Raw genomic sequence first — 14604 nt, 5'->3', positions numbered from 1 at the left:
CCCGGGAATTTGCTTTCTCCCCCGCAAGGGGGGAGATACGCCGGCATCGACGACAGGCGCTCCATCTCTCCCCTTGCGGGAGAGAAAGCGATTTCAACACCTTAGCCAAAGGCTAAGTGTTAGAAATCGCAAGAGAGGGGTCCTTCCCGCACCGCCCTTCCACCGTCCCATCGGAGACCCCGCCCGATGACCGCCCTCGACGCCATCACCCTCTCCGTCATCCAGGCGGCACTCCAGCAGGTGTGCGACGAGATGGACCTGACCTTCTCCCGCGCCGCCTTCTCGCCGGTCATCGCCGAGGCCAACGACCGCTCGGACGGCATCTACGCCGCCGAGGACGGCGCGCTGATCGCCCAGGGGTCGGCCGGCCTGCCGGTCTTCGTCGGCGTGATGCAGTATTCGACGCGGACGCTGATCGAGCGCATCGCCGCCGGCGTCACCGCGGCGCCCGAGCCCGGCGACATCTACATCGTCAACGACCCCTATCTGGGCGGCACGCATCTGATGGATGTGCGGTTCGCCATGCCCGTCTGGCGTGACGGAAAGATCTTCTGCTGGCTCTCCAACACCGGCCATTGGCCGGACATCGGCGGCGCGGTGCCGGGCGGCTTCTCGGCCTCGGCGACGGCGGTCGAGCAGGAGGGCCTGCGGCTGCCGCCGGTCAAGCTCTTCAAGAAGGGCGCGCTCGACCCGGAAATCCACGCAATCATCGCCTCGAACATCCGCGTCGCCGACCAGCGCATCGGCGATATCCGCGCGCAGGGCGCGGCGCTGGAAGTGGGAGCCGAACGGCTGGCGCAGGTGCTCGACCGCTATGGCGACGATACGGTGCGCCGGGCCATCGCCGAACTGCGCAGCCGCGCCGCCACGCAGATGCGCGCGCTGATCGCGCCGATCCCGGACGGGGTGTATCGCGGCGAGGCCTTCGTCGATTCCGACGGCGTGGTGGACGCGCCGCTGACCATCGCGCTTGCCATCGACAAGAAGGGCGACACGCTGACCTTCGATTTCGCGGGTTCCAGCCCGCCCTGCATGGGACCGATGAACAGCGTGCTCGCCACGACGCTGTCCTCCGTCTACCTGGCGATGCGGCACATCTTTCCCGAGGTGCCGCTCAGCGCAGGCGCCTTCGAGCCGCTGATCGTCCGGCGGCCGGAAGGCACCTTCCTCGATGCGCGCTATCCGCGCCCGGTCTCGGGCTGCGCGGCGGAGGTCTCGCAGCGCATCGCCGAGGCCGTGTTCGCGGCGATGGTGAAGGCGCTGCCCGAAAAGGTGACCGCCGCGCCGGCCGGGTCGAGCGGCAATTTCGCGCTCGGCGGGCACGACCCGGCGCGCGGCCGCGATTTCGTCATGTACCAGATTTCCGGCGGCGGCTATGGCGGCAACGCCGACCATGACGGCCTCACCAATGGCTGCTCGACCATCGGGATCTCGAAATCCCCGCCGGTGGAGGTGATGGAGCAGGCGTTCCCCGTGCTCTATCGGCGCTACGCGCTGCGCGAGGGTTCCGGCGGGGCCGGCGAGCATCGCGGCGGCTTCGGCCTCGCCTACGAGGTGGAGCTTCTGCGCGGCGACGCGCGCGCCTCCTTCGTCATGGACCACGGCCGCACCGGCCCGCAGGGCGTGCTCGGCGGCGCGGACGGCAAGGTCAACGAAGTGACGGTGTGGCGCGACGGCAAGGCGCATGTGCCGCCGCATCTCTCAAAGGAGCAGGATATTCCGCTCAAGGCCGGTGATCGCGTGGCGGTCGGCACGCCGGGCGGCGGCGGCTACGGTGGTCCGTTCCGGCGCGCGCCGGAGAAAGTGCTGCGCGACGTGGCGCTGGGCTACTATACGGCGGCGGAGGCGGAGGCGCTGTTCGGCGTCGTGCTCGGCGCCGACGGGGTGGACGCGGCGGCAACGCAGGCGCGGCGCGAGGGCTGAGGGCTGGCGGTCGCCCCTCACCCTTACCCTCTCCCCGCATGCGGGGAGAGGGGGACGCAAACGCCGGTGTTCCATTCTTCCGCCGCCGGTCAAACCAGATGGCGGCGCCGCCGCACCGGCCTCCTTCTCCCCGCCCGCGGGGAGAAGGTCCCGGCAGGGGGTTGAGGGGCGGACGTCGGCGCTGGCCCCTCAATCCTCGACCAACCGGAACTCCAGATAGAGATTGCGCTGCAGCAGCGAGTGGTTGTCGTCGGACATGATCGACACCATGGTCGCCCCATCGATGCGCATCCACACGTCGAGCGCCTCCATGTTGTCGATCTGGTAGTTCATGTCGGCGGTGAACAGCACCGGGCCATCAGCCAGGCCGCCGGGAACGATCGTGTCCCCGTCGATGCGCCTCAGCCGCATGGCGACGCCCTCGGCCAGCGCGAAACGCCGCTCGAGCAGCAGCAGGTCGCCGTCCGGCAGGAACGCACCGTCCGTGATATCGAACCCGTCGCTGCGCGTCACGGCGAAGACGCCCTTGTGCGGCCCTTCGAGGATCGCCGCAAAGCAATTGCCGTTCGCGTCGATGCTGCGCTCGGCCACCACGACGCGCGCGCCGCCGAGCCGGCCGCCCTCCGGCGCATAAGCGAGCGTCTCGAAGCCGCGATTGGTGCGCAATTCATGGCGCGGGACGAGGAAATCGATGTCGGCGACCGCCGCCGCCATCGCGTCGCGCTCGACGCGAAACTCAGCGATGCGCTGCACCCGCTCGAAGCTGACCGTCGCCACCCCGTCCTTCAGGGCGATGCCCTCCGCGTCGGTGGTCCATTTCTCGCGCGTCGACAGGCCGTTGCCGTCGACCATGGGCTGCATGCTGAAATTCTCGAAGCCGACCGGCTTGCCCATCATGTCTCGTGTAACATGCCCGAAGAACCAGAAGCCGGTGTCGGCCACGCCGATGAAATTGGCACCCGGCCGGGAAAAGCGGAACGAGGAGAAGGCCCCGAAATGATCGACCGGCGAGGTCATGGAAAGACCGCCGACGAATTCCAGCGGGCCGAATCGAGTCTCGCGGGAGCCGATGGCGAAATGCTCGATCGGCGTGCTGTTGACCGCCATCGGGATAGCGGCGTCCTGGGCTAGTGCCGGAGCCGGGAGGGTGAATACAAGGGCAGCCAGCCACGAGCGCATCAGACACCGCCGACGGGCATTCCGCCCGAACCAGCCGGGGAAGGGCCTGCGAAAGAAGTGCCAGTCAGCCCGCACGCCGCATCGCCGCGCCGCCCCGCTTGGCGCCTTCCTCCTCGAACAGCGAGGCGAGCTGTTCGGTCATCGCGCCGGCCAGTTCCTCCGCGTCGACGATGGTCACCGCGCGGCGGTAATAGCGCGTCACGTCATGGCCGATGCCGATGGCCAGCAGCTCGACCGGCGAGCGCGTCTCGATCAGCTCGATGACGCCGCGCAGGTGCCGTTCCAGATAGTTGCCGGGATTGACCGACAAGGTGGAATCGTCGACCGGCGCGCCGTCGGAGATCATCATCAGGATCTTGCGCTGCTCCGGCCGCGCGATGAGCCGCTGATGCGCCCACAGAAGCGCCTCGCCGTCGATGTTCTCCTTGAGCAGGCCCTCGCGCATCATCAGGCCGAGATTGCGCCGGGCGCGCCGCCAGGGGGCATCAGCGCTCTTGTAGATGATGTGGCGCAGGTCGTTGAGGCGGCCGGGGCTGGCGGGCTTGCCGTCCTTCAGCCATTTCTCGCGCGCCTGCCCGCCCTTCCACGCCCGCGTGGTGAAGCCGAGGATCTCGACACGCACACCGCAGCGCTCGAGCGTGCGGGCCAGGATGTCGGCACAGGTGGCCGCCACCGTGATCGGCCGGCCGCGCATGGAACCCGAATTGTCGAGCACCAGCGTCACCACCGTGTCGCGGAAATTCGTGTCGCGCTCCTGCTTGAAGGAGAGCGGCTGCATCGGGTCGATGACCAGGCGCACGAGCCGTGCCGTGTCCAGCACGCCCTCTTCGAGATCGAAATCCCAGGAGCGGTTCTGCTGCGCCATCAGGCGGCGCTGCAGCCGGTTGGCGAGCCGCCCGACGACGCCCGACAGATTGGCGAGCTGCTTGTCGAGGAAGGCGCGCAAGCGGTCCAGCTCTTCCTCGTCGCATAATTCTTCGGCGCCGACCGTCTCGTCGAAATCGGTGGTGAAGACCTTGTAGTCGATCTCTCGCGCCGCCTGGTCGAACGGGTGGTCGGGCCGGCGCGCCTCGCCCGGCGTTTCCGAATCCAGCTCGTCGTCCTCGGACACGTCCTCGGCGGTGGTGTCGCCCGCCTCGCTCTCGCCGGTCTCGGTATCCTCGCTCTCGCCGCCCGTTTCCTCGCCTTCGCTTTCCTCGCCGCCGGAATCGTCTTCCTGGCTTTCCTCGGTCTGCTCCTGCGTTTCCGGCGCGTCGCTGTCGTCGTCGCTCTCGTCGGTCTGCTGTTCTTCGGCCAGTTCCTCGCCGAGGTCGATGGAAGTCAGGAGATCTCGGACGGCGCGGGCGAACCCGTCCTGGTCCTCGATCCGTCCGGTCAGGGCGTCGAGATCGCCGGCCGCCTTGTCCTCCACCCAGTCGCGCCAGAGACCGACCATCTTCTCGCCGCTCCTCGGCACCGCGCGCCCGGTCAGCTTCTCGCGCACCATCAGGGCGATGGCTTCCTCAAGTGGCGCATCGGCCTTGTCGGAGACCTCGGCCAGATTGGCGCGGCTGTATTTGTCTTCCAGCATGGCGGCGAGGTTGTCGCCCATGCCCTGCATGGCGCGTGCGCCGATCGCCTCGACGCGGGCCTGCTCGACGGCGTCGAAGATCGCCCGCGCCTCCTTGCCTTCCGGCGCGAGGCGCCGGTGCAGGTTGGCGTCGTGGCAGGCGCGGCGCAGCGCCATGGAATCGCCGATGCCCCGCGTGACAGTCAGCGCGTCGCCGGTCGGCTTCTTCGGCAGGTCGGGCAGGCGTGCCCGGCTGCCGGTCAGGGCCGGCTTGTCCTTGGAGAAGGAGACATCGAGCTCATGATCGCCCGACACGGCACGCATGCAGGCCGTCACGGCCCGCTTGAACGGGTCGAGCGGCGCTTCGTTGGGTTGTCCTGACTTGCGGTTCGATTGGCTCACGGGCATCGTTTTCGGGCCGCCTCAGCGCGAGCGGCCGTCGACCTCTTGGATGCTGAGCGCGGCAACATCGACCCCGTCGAGGCAGCGCACGTTGACTGCGGCCATCTTCGTCCCGTCGGGCATGGTCCCCCGTGCGAAGGATTCCATGCCGCAGGCCGAGCAGAACAGGTGCTCGATCGTCTTCGTGTTGAAGCGATACTCCGTCAGGCTTTCCGCGCCCTTCTCAAGCGTGAAGTTGTCCGCCTGCGTGAAGGCGAGGACGCTGCCCCGCTTGCCGCAATAGGAACAGTTGCAGGTGATCGGACTGGCGAGATCCACCTCGACATTGTAGCGCACCGCGCCGCAATGGCATCCTCCCTGATAGCGCATCGCTCCGTCCTTTCAGCTCAGGGCCACGTTCGCGGCCGATTCGGGAAGCTCCTCGCCGAAGGCGCGCTGGTAGAACTCGGCCACCACGGCCCGCTCCAGCTCGTCGCACTTGTTGAGGAAGGTGAGGCGGAAGGCGAAGCCGACATCGCCAAAGATCTCGGCATTCTCCGACCACATGATGACGGTGCGCGGGCTCATCACGGTGGACAGATCGCCGTTCATGAAGGCCGAGCGCGTGAGGTCCGCGACGCGCACCATGCGCGACACGATCTCCTTGCCCTTGGCGTTCTGGAAGTGCTTCGCCTTCGCCTGGACAATGGCCACCTCGTCGTCATGCGGCAGGTAGTTCAGCGTCGTGACGATGGACCAGCGGTCCATCTGCGCCTGGTTGATCTGCTGCGTGCCGTGATAGAGGCCGGTCGTATCGCCGAGGCCGACCGTGTTGGCCGTCGCGAACAGGCGGAAGGCGGGGTGCGGACGGATGACGCGGCTCTGGTCGAGCAGGGTCAGGCGGCCGGACGATTCCAGCACGCGCTGGATGACGAACATCACATCCGGGCGGCCGGCGTCGTATTCGTCGAACACCAGCGCGACATTGTGCTGGTAGGCCCAGGGCAGGATGCCGTCCTTGAACTCGGTGACCTGCTTGCCTTCCTTGACGACGATGGCGTCCTTGCCGACGAGGTCGATACGGCTGACATGGCTGTCGAGATTGATGCGCACGCAGGGCCAGTTGAGGCGCGCCGCGACCTGCTCGATATGGGTCGACTTGCCGGTGCCGTGATAGCCGGAGACCATGACGCGGCGGTTGTGGGCGAAGCCTGCCAGGATGGCGAGCGTCGTCTGCTTGTCGAACAGGTAGTCGGGATCGACGTCCGGCACATGGGAATCGGCCACGGAATAGGCCGGTACGACCATGTCGGACTCGAAGCCGAACGTGTCTTTCACCGAAACGGTCGTATCGGGCAAATTGGCGATATCGCGGTCAATCTTGTTCATCATGCCTCCAGCGGCCAGGCCCGTGCCTGCATCGCTTGAACTGGTTTTTTCCGGAGCGTCTTAGCAGACTTCACTGGAAGCCTCTAGCAGAGGCCGGCTTCAACACAAACCCGCCTGCTTCAACAGCCGATAGGCTTCGAGTACACTTCTAAGCCGGTCTTCCGAGCCCCGGTCGCCGCCATTCGCATCGGGATGGTGACGCTTCACAAGGCTCTTATAGCGCGCCTTGATTTCTGCGCCAGTCGCTTGTGCGCCGAGGCCCAGCGTTTCCAGCGCCTTGGCCTCAAGCGGCTTGAGGCGCCGCTGGCGCGATTGCTCCGTCTCGCGCCGGCCGCCGAACAGGTTGAACGGGTCGCCCATCCGGTTGTGATAGCCGGCCCGGCCGGAACGCAGCGTCGAATAATCGGCCGCGGCCTTCGCAGCGCTGCCACCGGTAAACTTCCATGTCGGGCGATGTCCGGTCAGCGCTTCCTTCTGGTAGCGTGCCACCTCGCCATCGTTCAGGCCGGAGAAGTAATTGTAATTCTTGTTGTATTCGCGCGCATGGTCGACGCAGAAGCGGAAGTACTCGCCTTCCCTGTGCCGGCCGACGGGTGCGCGGTGCAGGCCCGCTTCCTGGCAGCCGTCCCACTGGCAACTCGGCGCGCGCGTCTTCGCCTCCGCCTGCGGATCGGGGCGGATGCGGATTTTCTCGAAATATTTCGAGTAGGGTTTCATATCGGACCGCGTGACACCAAATCAGTAGGGAAGTATGGCGGCTCGCCGCTGCGATACAAGAATTGACTTTTCGCCAATGTTCGAACTAGCGCTTTGAATCGGAAAAGGGGGTTTCCCCCATATGGTAGCAGGAGGCCCGATTGTCCATCCAGTCCGCGATCGAAACCAAGCTGACGGAAGCTTTTTCGCCCGAACGGCTCGCCGTCATCAATGAGAGTCACCTGCATGCCGGCCATCAGGAGCATTTCGACGGCACGGGCGAGACGCATTTCCGCGTCCGCATCGTCGCCGGTGCCTTCTCCGGCATGAACCGGCTCGCCCGCCACCGCGCCGTCAACGACCTCCTGGCCGAGGAACTGAAGGACACCGTCCACGCCCTCGCCATCGAACCGGCAGCACCGGGAGAGCCGACGCGCTGGTGAGGCCGCCGCGCCGGGCGTATGGGATTACGCCAGCGGCCTGATCCGCAGCCTCGTGATGCGGTTCTTGTCGCGTTTCATGACGATGAAGCGCTTTCCGAAGAAGGTGAAGGCCTGCTTCTCCTCGGGAATGGTCTGGGTCTCGTGGATGACGAGCCCCGCAATGGTCGTCGCCTCCTCGTCCGGCAGGTCCCAGTCGAGCGCCCTGTTCAGGTCGCGGATCGGAACCGAGCCTTCGACGACGATCGAGCCGTCCGCCTCCTGCTTGACGCCCTGGACCTCGACGTCGTGCTCGTCGGAAATGTCGCCGACGATCTCCTCGATGATGTCCTCCAGGGTCACCAGCCCCTCCACCTCGCCGTACTCGTCGACGACGATGGCGATGTGCGCCTTCTTGCGCAGGAAAGCGTTGAGCTGGTCCTGCAGGGTCGTAGTGTCGGGCACGAACCACGGCTTGGAGGCAACCTTGCCGATGTCGATCTTCCTGTAGTCGTTCTCCACGTCGCCGAGCGCCCTGAGCAGGTCCTTCGCGTGCACCACCCCGACGATGTTTTCCGTCGAGCCGCGCCAGATCGGGATGCGCGTATAGGGGCTTTGCAGGATCTCCCGGACGACCATCTCCGGCGCCTCGTCGGCATTGACCGAGCGCATGTTGGTCCGGTGGATCATCACGTCGGAAACTTCCAGCTCATGCAGGTCGAGCAGTCCGCCCACCCGGTCGCGGTCCTGTTTCACCACCGCGCCCTCGCGATGCAGGACCTCGACGGTGCCGCGCAGTTCCTCATGCGCCGAAAGCATGGATTCGCCACTCAGCAGGTTGACGCCGAAGACCGACAGGATCATGCGCACGATGGCGTTGGCGAGCGAGGAGAGCAGGCCGAACAGGCCGACGACGACGCGCGCGAAGGACGCCACGGTGAGCGCGAACTGCTCCGGCCGGGCAAGCGCCCAGGACTTCGGCAGGATCTCGGCGAAGATCACCAAGAGGACCGTCATCACCACCGTCGCATAGAGCACGCCGGCATCGCCGAAAAGCTGGAGGAACAGGCTCGTGGTGAGCGCCGATGCGAGAATGTTGACGAGGTTGTTGCCGATCAGCAGCGCGCCGACCAGCCGGTCGCGGCGCATGATCAGCCGGCTGACCAGCGTCGCGCGGTGGTCGCCGTTCGCCTCCAGCGTGTGCAGCCTGGCGCGCGACACGGCGGTCATGCCCGTCTCCGTGCCGGAGAAGAGGAAAGACATGACGATCAGCCCGACGATGATGCCGCCGGTGATCCAGATTTCGGGCGTCATGGGCGGAGACTCTCCTCTAGGAAGGCAAGGACCTGGCTGGACGGGACATCCCTTGCGACGAAGGATTGCCCGACGCCGTGCGTGAGCACGAAGGTGAGCGCGCCGCGCGCCACCTTCTTGTCCTGCGCGATATAGGTCAGAAGCCGCTCCGCGCCAGGCAGGCCGCCCGGCACGTCGGAGAGCTTCGTCGGCAGGCCGACCGCCGACAGATGCGCCTCGACGCGGGCCGCGTCGTCCGGGCTCGCCAGGTTCAGCCGGGCCGAGAAGCGATGCGCCAGCGCCATGCCGATCGCCACCCCCTCGCCATGCACGAGACGGCTGCCGTCATAGCCTGTGGCCGCCTCCAGCGCATGGCCGAACGTGTGGCCGAGATTGAGCAGCGCCCGGTCGCCCGCCTCGCGCTCGTCGCGCGCAACCACCGCGGCCTTCGCCCGGCAGGATTGGGCGATCGCCTCGACACGGGCATCGCCGCCGTCGAACACGGCCTGCCAGTTCTTCTCGAGCCAGGCGAAAAAATCCGGCCGGTCGATCAGCCCGTACTTGGCCATCTCCGCATAGCCCGCCCGGAACTCGCGCGCCGGCAGCGTGTCGAGCACGTCGGTGTCGGCCAGCACGAGCTGCGGCTGGTGAAACACGCCGACCAGGTTCTTTCCATGGGGGGTGTTGATCCCGGTCTTGCCGCCGACGGACGAATCGACCTGCGCCAGCAGCGAGGTGGGCGCCTGGACGAAAAGCATGCCGCGCCGCACGATGCCGGCGGCGAAACCCGCCAGATCGCCGACGACGCCGCCGCCGAGCGCGACGACCGCATCGCCCCGCTCGAGCCGCGCCTCGAGAATGCCCGATACCACCTCCTGCAGCGTGTCGAAGCCCTTCGACTTCTCGCCCGCCGCCACGACGATCGGCTGCGCATCGACGCCGGAAGCCGACAGGCTCGCCTGAAAGGCCTCCAGATGATGCGCGGCGACATTCGCGTCCGTGACGATGGCGGCACGGACGCCCGGCAGCCGCCGGGCGAGTTCCGCGCCGGCCTTCGCCACCAGACCCGGGCCGATGAGGATGTCGTAGGAACGGTCGCCCAGCGAGACGCCGACCGTGACCGGCGCCGTCATCGTTTCGCTGATCGGGGCCCGGCTCATCGGGCCCCTCCGTCCGGCTTCTGTCCGCTCTTCTGTTTCAGGGCTTCCTCCTCGAGATAGGCATCGAGCGCCGCGATCACCTCGCCGGCGATGAGATCCTTCGGCTCGTTGCGCGAGTGAATGACGGTGTCGGCCTCCGCATAGAGCGGATAGCGCTCCTCCATCAGGCGGTTCAGGACCTCTGCCGGATCGTTGTCGACCAGCAGAGGCCGCGTGGTCTTGCGTCCGACCCGCTCGACCAGCGTCGGCAGGTCCGCTTTAAGCCAGACCGAGATGCCGCGCCGTCCCACGGCGCGCCGGGTGGCCGGATTGACGAATGCCCCGCCCCCGGTCGAGACGACCCGCGGCCCGGTCTTGAGCAGCCTGGCGATCACCCGCCGCTCCAGCGCGCGGAACTCGGCTTCGCCATAGGCGGAAAACAAATCGGCGACCGTCATCCGCGACACTGCCTCGATCTCGTGATCGCTGTCGACGAAGGGCATGCCCAGCATTTCCGCGACGCGCCGGCCGATGACCGTCTTGCCGGCGCCCATCAGCCCGACGAAGACGACGGACCGCGCGCCCAGCCTTTGGCCAAGCGTCGCGAGGTCGAAACGTGCGGCAATGTCAGTGACAGTCATGATCGCGCCTTTGTCTGCCGGTTTCGACACAAAAGCCCCGGTCCGTCAAGCCGTCCGGGCGTGGAACGGCTGCGGCAAGTCTTCGGCCCGCAGCCGCGCGCCTGTACCGCCCGGCCTACCTCCCGACTGGTCCCGGACTTGCAATCAACGGGTACGCGTCCCATAACGGGACGGGGCATAAAGACAGCAAGACCGGGGCAAAACAACAAATGCCGACGCTATTTCGGCTCATCGTGATCATCGCCGTCCTGGCGGGGCTGGTCTATGGTTCCATGCTGGCGCTGGTGGCATTTGTCGAGCCGCAGACCGCCGAGATCAGCGTGCGCGTTCCGGCCGAAAAGCTGAACCCGCCCCAATGATGTCCCCCGTCTCCAGCGCCGCGCGCATCGAGGCCTTTCTCGAGATGATGGCTGCCGAGCGCGGCGCGAGCGACAACACGCTTTCCTCCTACCGCCGCGACCTCGAGGACGCCGCCGCTCACGCCGCGCAGGCGGGTCACAGGCTGGCGGACGCGACGCCCGACGATTTGCGCGCCTTTCTGGCGACGCTCTCGGCGCAAGGGTTCGCCGCGACGACCCAGACGCGGAAACTCTCGGCGCTTCGCCAGTTCTTTCATTTCCTCTACACAGAGGGTCTGCGCGCCGACGATCCGACCGGCGTGCTCGACAGCCCGAAGAAGGCCCGCCCCCTTCCGAAGACGCTGAGCGAGACAGAAACGGAAGCGCTCCTGGAAAGAGCCGCCGCGGAGACCGGCGAACACGCCCCCGGAACCCCCGCTCATCTCGCGGCGCTGCGCCTCCACGCCCTGCTCGAGGTCCTCTATGCCTCTGGCCTGCGCGTCTCCGAGCTGGTCGGCCTGCCGGTCACCGTGGCGCTGCGCGACGAACGCTTCTTCGCCGTGCGCGGCAAGGGCGGCAAGGAGCGCATCGTGCCCCTGTCGGCCAAGGCCAGGACCGCCATGCAGGCCTGGCTGAAGGAACGCGCCACCCGCGCGGCGCTGGCCGAAAGCCCCTGGCTGTTTCCCGCCGGCTCCGAGAGCGGCCATCTGCCCCGCCAGGTCTTTGCCCGCGACCTCAAGGCGGTGGCCGCCCGCGCCGGCATTGCCGCGGCGAAAATCTCCCCACACGTCCTGCGCCATGCTTTTGCCAGCCATCTGCTGCAGAACGGCGCGGACCTGCGTGCGGTGCAGGAACTGCTCGGCCATTCGGACATCTCGACCACGCAGATCTACACCCACGTGCTCGAAAAACGCCTGACGGAGCTGGTCCAAAAGCACCATCCGCTTGCCGATTAGCTCCATCATCGTTATGTGGAGCGTCGTTTACGGCGGCAGGCCCGTGTTCAACCGTGAGATGCTTCCATCCCGCATCCCGTGTCCGATTTGGCGAGTGAATGTACAATTATCTCGATTTTGAAAAACCGGTTGCCGATCTCGAAGGCCAGATTCTCGAGCTGAAGAAGCTGGCGGAGGCCGGCGAAGCCGTGGATGTCGCCGACGAGATTTCCCGCCTGGAAAAGCGGTCCAAGGATGCGCTGAGCGAGATCTACCGCGCCCTGACCCCGTGGCAGAAGGCGCAGGTCGCCCGCCACCCCGACCGGCCGCACTGCATGGACTATGTCAACGCGCTCTTTACCGAGTTCACGCCGCTGGCCGGCGACCGGGCTTTTGGCGAGGATGAGGCCGTCATCGCCGGCTTTGCCCGCTTCAACGGCGAATCCGTCGCCGTCATCGGTCAGGAGAAGGGCAACGACACACAAAGCCGCTTGCGGCACAATTTCGGCATGGCCCGGCCCGAGGGCTATCGCAAGGCCGTGCGTGTGATGGAACTGGCCGACCGTTTTGGCATCAAGGTGGTGAGCCTCGTCGACACGACGGGCGCCTATCCCGGCATCGGCGCGGAAGAGCGCGGCCAGGCCGAAGCGATCGCCCGCTCGACCTCGGTGTCGCTCGGCCTGAAGGTTCCCAACATCGCCGTCGTCATCGGCGAGGGCGGCTCGGGTGGCGCCATCGCCATCGCCACCGCCAACCATGTCTACATGCTGGAGCATGCCATCTATTCGGTGATCTCGCCCGAGGGCGCGGCCTCGATCCTGTGGCGCGACACGGCGCGCGCCAAGGATGCCGCGACCAACATGAAGATCACCGCGCAGGACCTCGCCGGCATGAAGATCATCGATCGCATCATCGCCGAACCCCTGGGCGGCGCGCATCGCGGCCCGGAGGAGACGATCAGGGCGGTCGGCGAGCAGATCGAGAAGGGCTTTGCCGAACTCGGTGCGGGCAACATGGACTACCGCGAGCACCGCCGCGAGAAATTCCTCGCCATCGGCCGCAGCCTGTAAGGCAGGCGCAAGGGATCATCCGTTCCGGCATGGAACCTCGGGGCGGGCCCGAGGATGACGAATGGCAGGAGCGGTCTTGTCAGTCTCGAACGCCGGTGACCTGCACCATATCCATCCCGACAGTTCGTCATGCCTGAGCGGCAATCCTCACGCGCCTGCGCCGCTCATAGCACCTTGCGCAGGAAGGCGGCCGTCCGTGGGTCCTTCGGTCGGCTGAACATCACCTCCGGCGGCCCCTGCTCGACGATCCGCCCGCCATCCATGAACAGGACACGGTCGGAGATGTCGCGCGCGAACTGCATTTCATGGGTGACGATCAGCATCGTCTGGCGCGCGTCGGCGACGCGTTTCAGCAATTGCAGGACCTCATCGACCCATTCGGGATCGAGCGCCGAGGTGGGTTCGTCGATCAGCATCAGCTCGGCGTCCGCCGCCATGGCGCGGCCGATCCCGACGCGCTGCTGCTGGCCGCCTGACAGGGCGGCCGGGTAGCTGTCTCCCCTGTTGGCCAGGCCGATGGTCGACAGGATCTCGTCGGCGCGCGCATGCGCCTTCGCCCTCTCCCATCCGCGCACCGTGATCAGGCCCTCGGCGATGTTGTCGCGGGCCGTCTTGTTGGCGAAAAGCGCGTAGTTCTGGAAGACAAAGGAGGTTCGCCGCCGCAGCCCGCGCTGCTCCGCCGCCGTCGCGGTCTTTGCATCGACGCTGACATCGCCGACAGTGATCTGGCCCTCATCCGGCTTTTCGAGAAAGTTCAGCGAGCGCAGCAGCGTCGATTTGCCGGTCCCCGAAGGGCCGATGATCGCCACCCGCTCGCCTGCCCCGATCTCCAGATCGATGCCGTCGAGCACGGTGTTGGCGCCGAAGCGCTTGGTGAGTCCCCTGACCGAGATCATCGCGCATGCGCCTTTCCGAGCCTGAGCTCGAGCTGCCGCTGCACCACCGTCAGCGCCTCGACGATGATCCAGTAGATCACGGCGACGAGGATGAACGCCTCGAAATAGAGGAAGCTGCCGGCCGCCTCCTTCTGCGCCGCGCCCATCAGTTCCGTCACGCCGAGCGTGAAGGCGAGCGACGTGCTCTTGATGATGTCGACGAAATAGTTGACCAGCGTGGGCGCGGCGACGCGCGCCGCCTGCGGCAGGATGATCCGCCGCATCATCTGCGGCGTGGTCATGCCGACCGAAAGCGACGCCTCCCATTGCGAGCGGTCGACGCCGATGATCGCGGCGCGGATGCTCTCGGCCATGTAGGCCGCGAAGTGCAGGGTCAGCCCCATCACCGCCGCCGTCACGCCGTTGATGGCGGTCAGGAAGGAAAACACCTGCGGCAGGCCGTAGTAGAACAGGAAAAGCTGCACCAGCAGCGGCGTGCCGCGGAAGAAGCTGATGAAGACCTGGGTGAAGCCGTCGAGCAGCGGCACCCGCGTGACGCGGACGATCGCCATCAGCGAGGCCAGCGCCAGTGCGCAGACCATGGCCACCGACGCCATGGCGAGCGTCAGCGGCACATATTTCAGAAGGACGGGGACGAGCCCCAGCATGTAGTCAAGATCGAGCGGTCTCACGGGCCTGGCTTCTTTCGTGGCGGAACGGCATGGCGGGAGCATACTACGTCTTGCGGCCCCTCACCCCTTACGGAAGAGGGTGAGG

At 66.7% G+C, this 14604-nt stretch carries 15 protein-coding genes; 5 read left to right on the top strand and 10 right to left on the bottom strand.

Translation table 11 applies throughout. From position 1 onward, the window contains the following. Positions 1-186 precede the first annotated feature (186 nt). Positions 187-1923 carry a hydantoinase B/oxoprolinase family protein gene (locus NA2_RS19395; RefSeq protein WP_008598919.1) on the top strand — a complete coding sequence of 579 codons (1737 nt, stop codon included), beginning with the start codon at positions 187-189 and terminating at the stop codon, positions 1921-1923. 189 nt (positions 1924-2112) lie between these two features. On the opposite strand, the gene NA2_RS19390 is transcribed toward NA2_RS19395, so the two are convergent. From NA2_RS19390 to NA2_RS19370, 5 genes are all read right to left on the bottom strand, one after another. Then, positions 2113-3030, bottom strand: coding sequence for an esterase-like activity of phytase family protein (locus NA2_RS19390; protein ID WP_008598918.1), 918 nt, complete (start codon positions 3028-3030; stop codon positions 2113-2115). A gap of 136 nt (positions 3031-3166) precedes the next feature. Continuing rightward, the gene (gene cobT / locus NA2_RS19385) at positions 3167-5059 is read right to left on the bottom strand and encodes a cobaltochelatase subunit CobT (protein ID WP_040678682.1); all 1893 of its coding nucleotides are present in this window, start codon (positions 5057-5059) and stop codon (positions 3167-3169) included. 15 nt (positions 5060-5074) lie between these two features. Beyond that, positions 5075-5422: a GFA family protein gene (locus NA2_RS19380; RefSeq protein WP_008598916.1), complete on the bottom strand. Its 348-nt coding sequence runs from the start codon at positions 5420-5422 to the stop codon at positions 5075-5077. Positions 5423-5434: 12 nt separating this feature from the next. Beyond that, the gene (gene cobS, locus NA2_RS19375) at positions 5435-6421 is read right to left on the bottom strand and encodes a cobaltochelatase subunit CobS (protein ID WP_008598915.1); all 987 of its coding nucleotides are present in this window, start codon (positions 6419-6421) and stop codon (positions 5435-5437) included. A gap of 99 nt (positions 6422-6520) precedes the next feature. Beyond that, positions 6521-7138, bottom strand: coding sequence for a J domain-containing protein (locus tag NA2_RS19370; RefSeq protein WP_008598914.1), 618 nt, complete (start codon positions 7136-7138; stop codon positions 6521-6523). Between the two features lie 140 nt (positions 7139-7278). Between NA2_RS19370 and NA2_RS19365 the strand changes: the two genes are divergently transcribed. Then, the gene (locus NA2_RS19365) at positions 7279-7560 is read left to right on the top strand and encodes a BolA family protein (RefSeq protein ID WP_008598913.1); all 282 of its coding nucleotides are present in this window, start codon (positions 7279-7281) and stop codon (positions 7558-7560) included. Between the two features lie 24 nt (positions 7561-7584). Here the strand turns inward: NA2_RS19365 and NA2_RS19360 are convergent, their stop codons facing one another. The 3 genes from NA2_RS19360 to NA2_RS19350 are packed head-to-tail and all read right to left on the bottom strand — an operon-like array spanning position 7585 to position 10609. Next, positions 7585-8850 carry an HlyC/CorC family transporter gene (locus NA2_RS19360; protein ID WP_008598912.1) on the bottom strand — a complete coding sequence of 422 codons (1266 nt, stop codon included), beginning with the start codon at positions 8848-8850 and terminating at the stop codon, positions 7585-7587. Then, positions 8847-9989 (bottom strand): 3-dehydroquinate synthase, encoded by a 1143-nt coding sequence (aroB, locus tag NA2_RS19355; protein ID WP_008598911.1) that lies wholly within the window; start codon positions 9987-9989, stop codon positions 8847-8849. Before aroB ends, NA2_RS19360 begins: the two co-directional genes overlap by 4 nt. Beyond that, positions 9986-10609, bottom strand: coding sequence for a shikimate kinase (locus NA2_RS19350; RefSeq protein ID WP_008598909.1), 624 nt, complete (start codon positions 10607-10609; stop codon positions 9986-9988). Before NA2_RS19350 ends, aroB begins: the two co-directional genes overlap by 4 nt. Before the next feature lie 209 nt (positions 10610-10818). Between NA2_RS19350 and NA2_RS19345 the strand changes: the two genes are divergently transcribed. The 3 genes from NA2_RS19345 to NA2_RS19335 all read left to right on the top strand — a co-directional run bounded on the left by NA2_RS19345 (position 10819) and on the right by NA2_RS19335 (position 12952). Beyond that, complete coding sequence (locus NA2_RS19345) at positions 10819-10968, top strand: hypothetical protein (RefSeq protein WP_008598908.1); 150 nt, start codon at positions 10819-10821, stop codon at positions 10966-10968. Beyond that, positions 10965-11903 carry a site-specific tyrosine recombinase XerD gene (gene xerD, locus NA2_RS19340; RefSeq protein WP_008598907.1) on the top strand — a complete coding sequence of 313 codons (939 nt, stop codon included), beginning with the start codon at positions 10965-10967 and terminating at the stop codon, positions 11901-11903. The genes NA2_RS19345 and xerD overlap by 4 nt, the downstream gene beginning before the upstream one ends. Positions 11904-12001: 98 nt before the next feature. Then, complete coding sequence (locus tag NA2_RS19335; protein WP_008598905.1) at positions 12002-12952, top strand: acetyl-CoA carboxylase carboxyltransferase subunit alpha; 951 nt, start codon at positions 12002-12004, stop codon at positions 12950-12952. 164 nt (positions 12953-13116) lie between these two features. On the opposite strand, the gene NA2_RS19330 is transcribed toward NA2_RS19335, so the two are convergent. Further along, positions 13117-13848 (bottom strand): amino acid ABC transporter ATP-binding protein, encoded by a 732-nt coding sequence (locus tag NA2_RS19330; RefSeq protein ID WP_008598904.1) that lies wholly within the window; start codon positions 13846-13848, stop codon positions 13117-13119. Further along, positions 13845-14519 carry an amino acid ABC transporter permease gene (locus tag NA2_RS19325; RefSeq protein ID WP_008598903.1) on the bottom strand — a complete coding sequence of 225 codons (675 nt, stop codon included), beginning with the start codon at positions 14517-14519 and terminating at the stop codon, positions 13845-13847. The genes NA2_RS19330 and NA2_RS19325 overlap by 4 nt, the downstream gene beginning before the upstream one ends. Between the last annotated feature and the right edge of the window lie 85 nt (positions 14520-14604).

This window comes from Nitratireductor pacificus pht-3B, assembly GCF_000300335.1.
GTDB classification, from domain to species: Bacteria; Pseudomonadota; Alphaproteobacteria; order Rhizobiales; family Rhizobiaceae; genus Nitratireductor; species Nitratireductor pacificus.
The sequence above is the reverse complement of the archived record's forward strand: the minus strand, read 5'-3'. Positions and strand labels throughout refer to the sequence as shown.

Coding starts and splice junctions, on each gene's coding strand:
- NA2_RS19350 (WP_008598909.1), bottom strand. CDS start 10,609: ATGACTGTCACTGACATTGCCGCACGTTTCGACCTCGCGACGCTTGGC.
- cobT (WP_040678682.1), bottom strand. CDS start 5,059: ATGCCCGTGAGCCAATCGAACCGCAAGTCAGGACAACCCAACGAAGCG.
- NA2_RS19345 (WP_008598908.1), top strand. CDS start 10,819: ATGCCGACGCTATTTCGGCTCATCGTGATCATCGCCGTCCTGGCGGGG.
- NA2_RS19380 (WP_008598916.1), bottom strand. CDS start 5,422: ATGCGCTATCAGGGAGGATGCCATTGCGGCGCGGTGCGCTACAATGTC.
- cobS (WP_008598915.1), bottom strand. CDS start 6,421: ATGAACAAGATTGACCGCGATATCGCCAATTTGCCCGATACGACCGTT.
- NA2_RS19395 (WP_008598919.1), top strand. CDS start 187: ATGACCGCCCTCGACGCCATCACCCTCTCCGTCATCCAGGCGGCACTC.
- NA2_RS19390 (WP_008598918.1), bottom strand. CDS start 3,030: ATGGCGGTCAACAGCACGCCGATCGAGCATTTCGCCATCGGCTCCCGC.
- xerD (WP_008598907.1), top strand. CDS start 10,965: ATGATGTCCCCCGTCTCCAGCGCCGCGCGCATCGAGGCCTTTCTCGAG.
- NA2_RS19335 (WP_008598905.1), top strand. CDS start 12,002: ATGTACAATTATCTCGATTTTGAAAAACCGGTTGCCGATCTCGAAGGC.
- NA2_RS19330 (WP_008598904.1), bottom strand. CDS start 13,848: ATGATCTCGGTCAGGGGACTCACCAAGCGCTTCGGCGCCAACACCGTG.
- aroB (WP_008598911.1), bottom strand. CDS start 9,989: ATGAGCCGGGCCCCGATCAGCGAAACGATGACGGCGCCGGTCACGGTC.
- NA2_RS19360 (WP_008598912.1), bottom strand. CDS start 8,850: ATGACGCCCGAAATCTGGATCACCGGCGGCATCATCGTCGGGCTGATC.
- NA2_RS19370 (WP_008598914.1), bottom strand. CDS start 7,138: ATGAAACCCTACTCGAAATATTTCGAGAAAATCCGCATCCGCCCCGAT.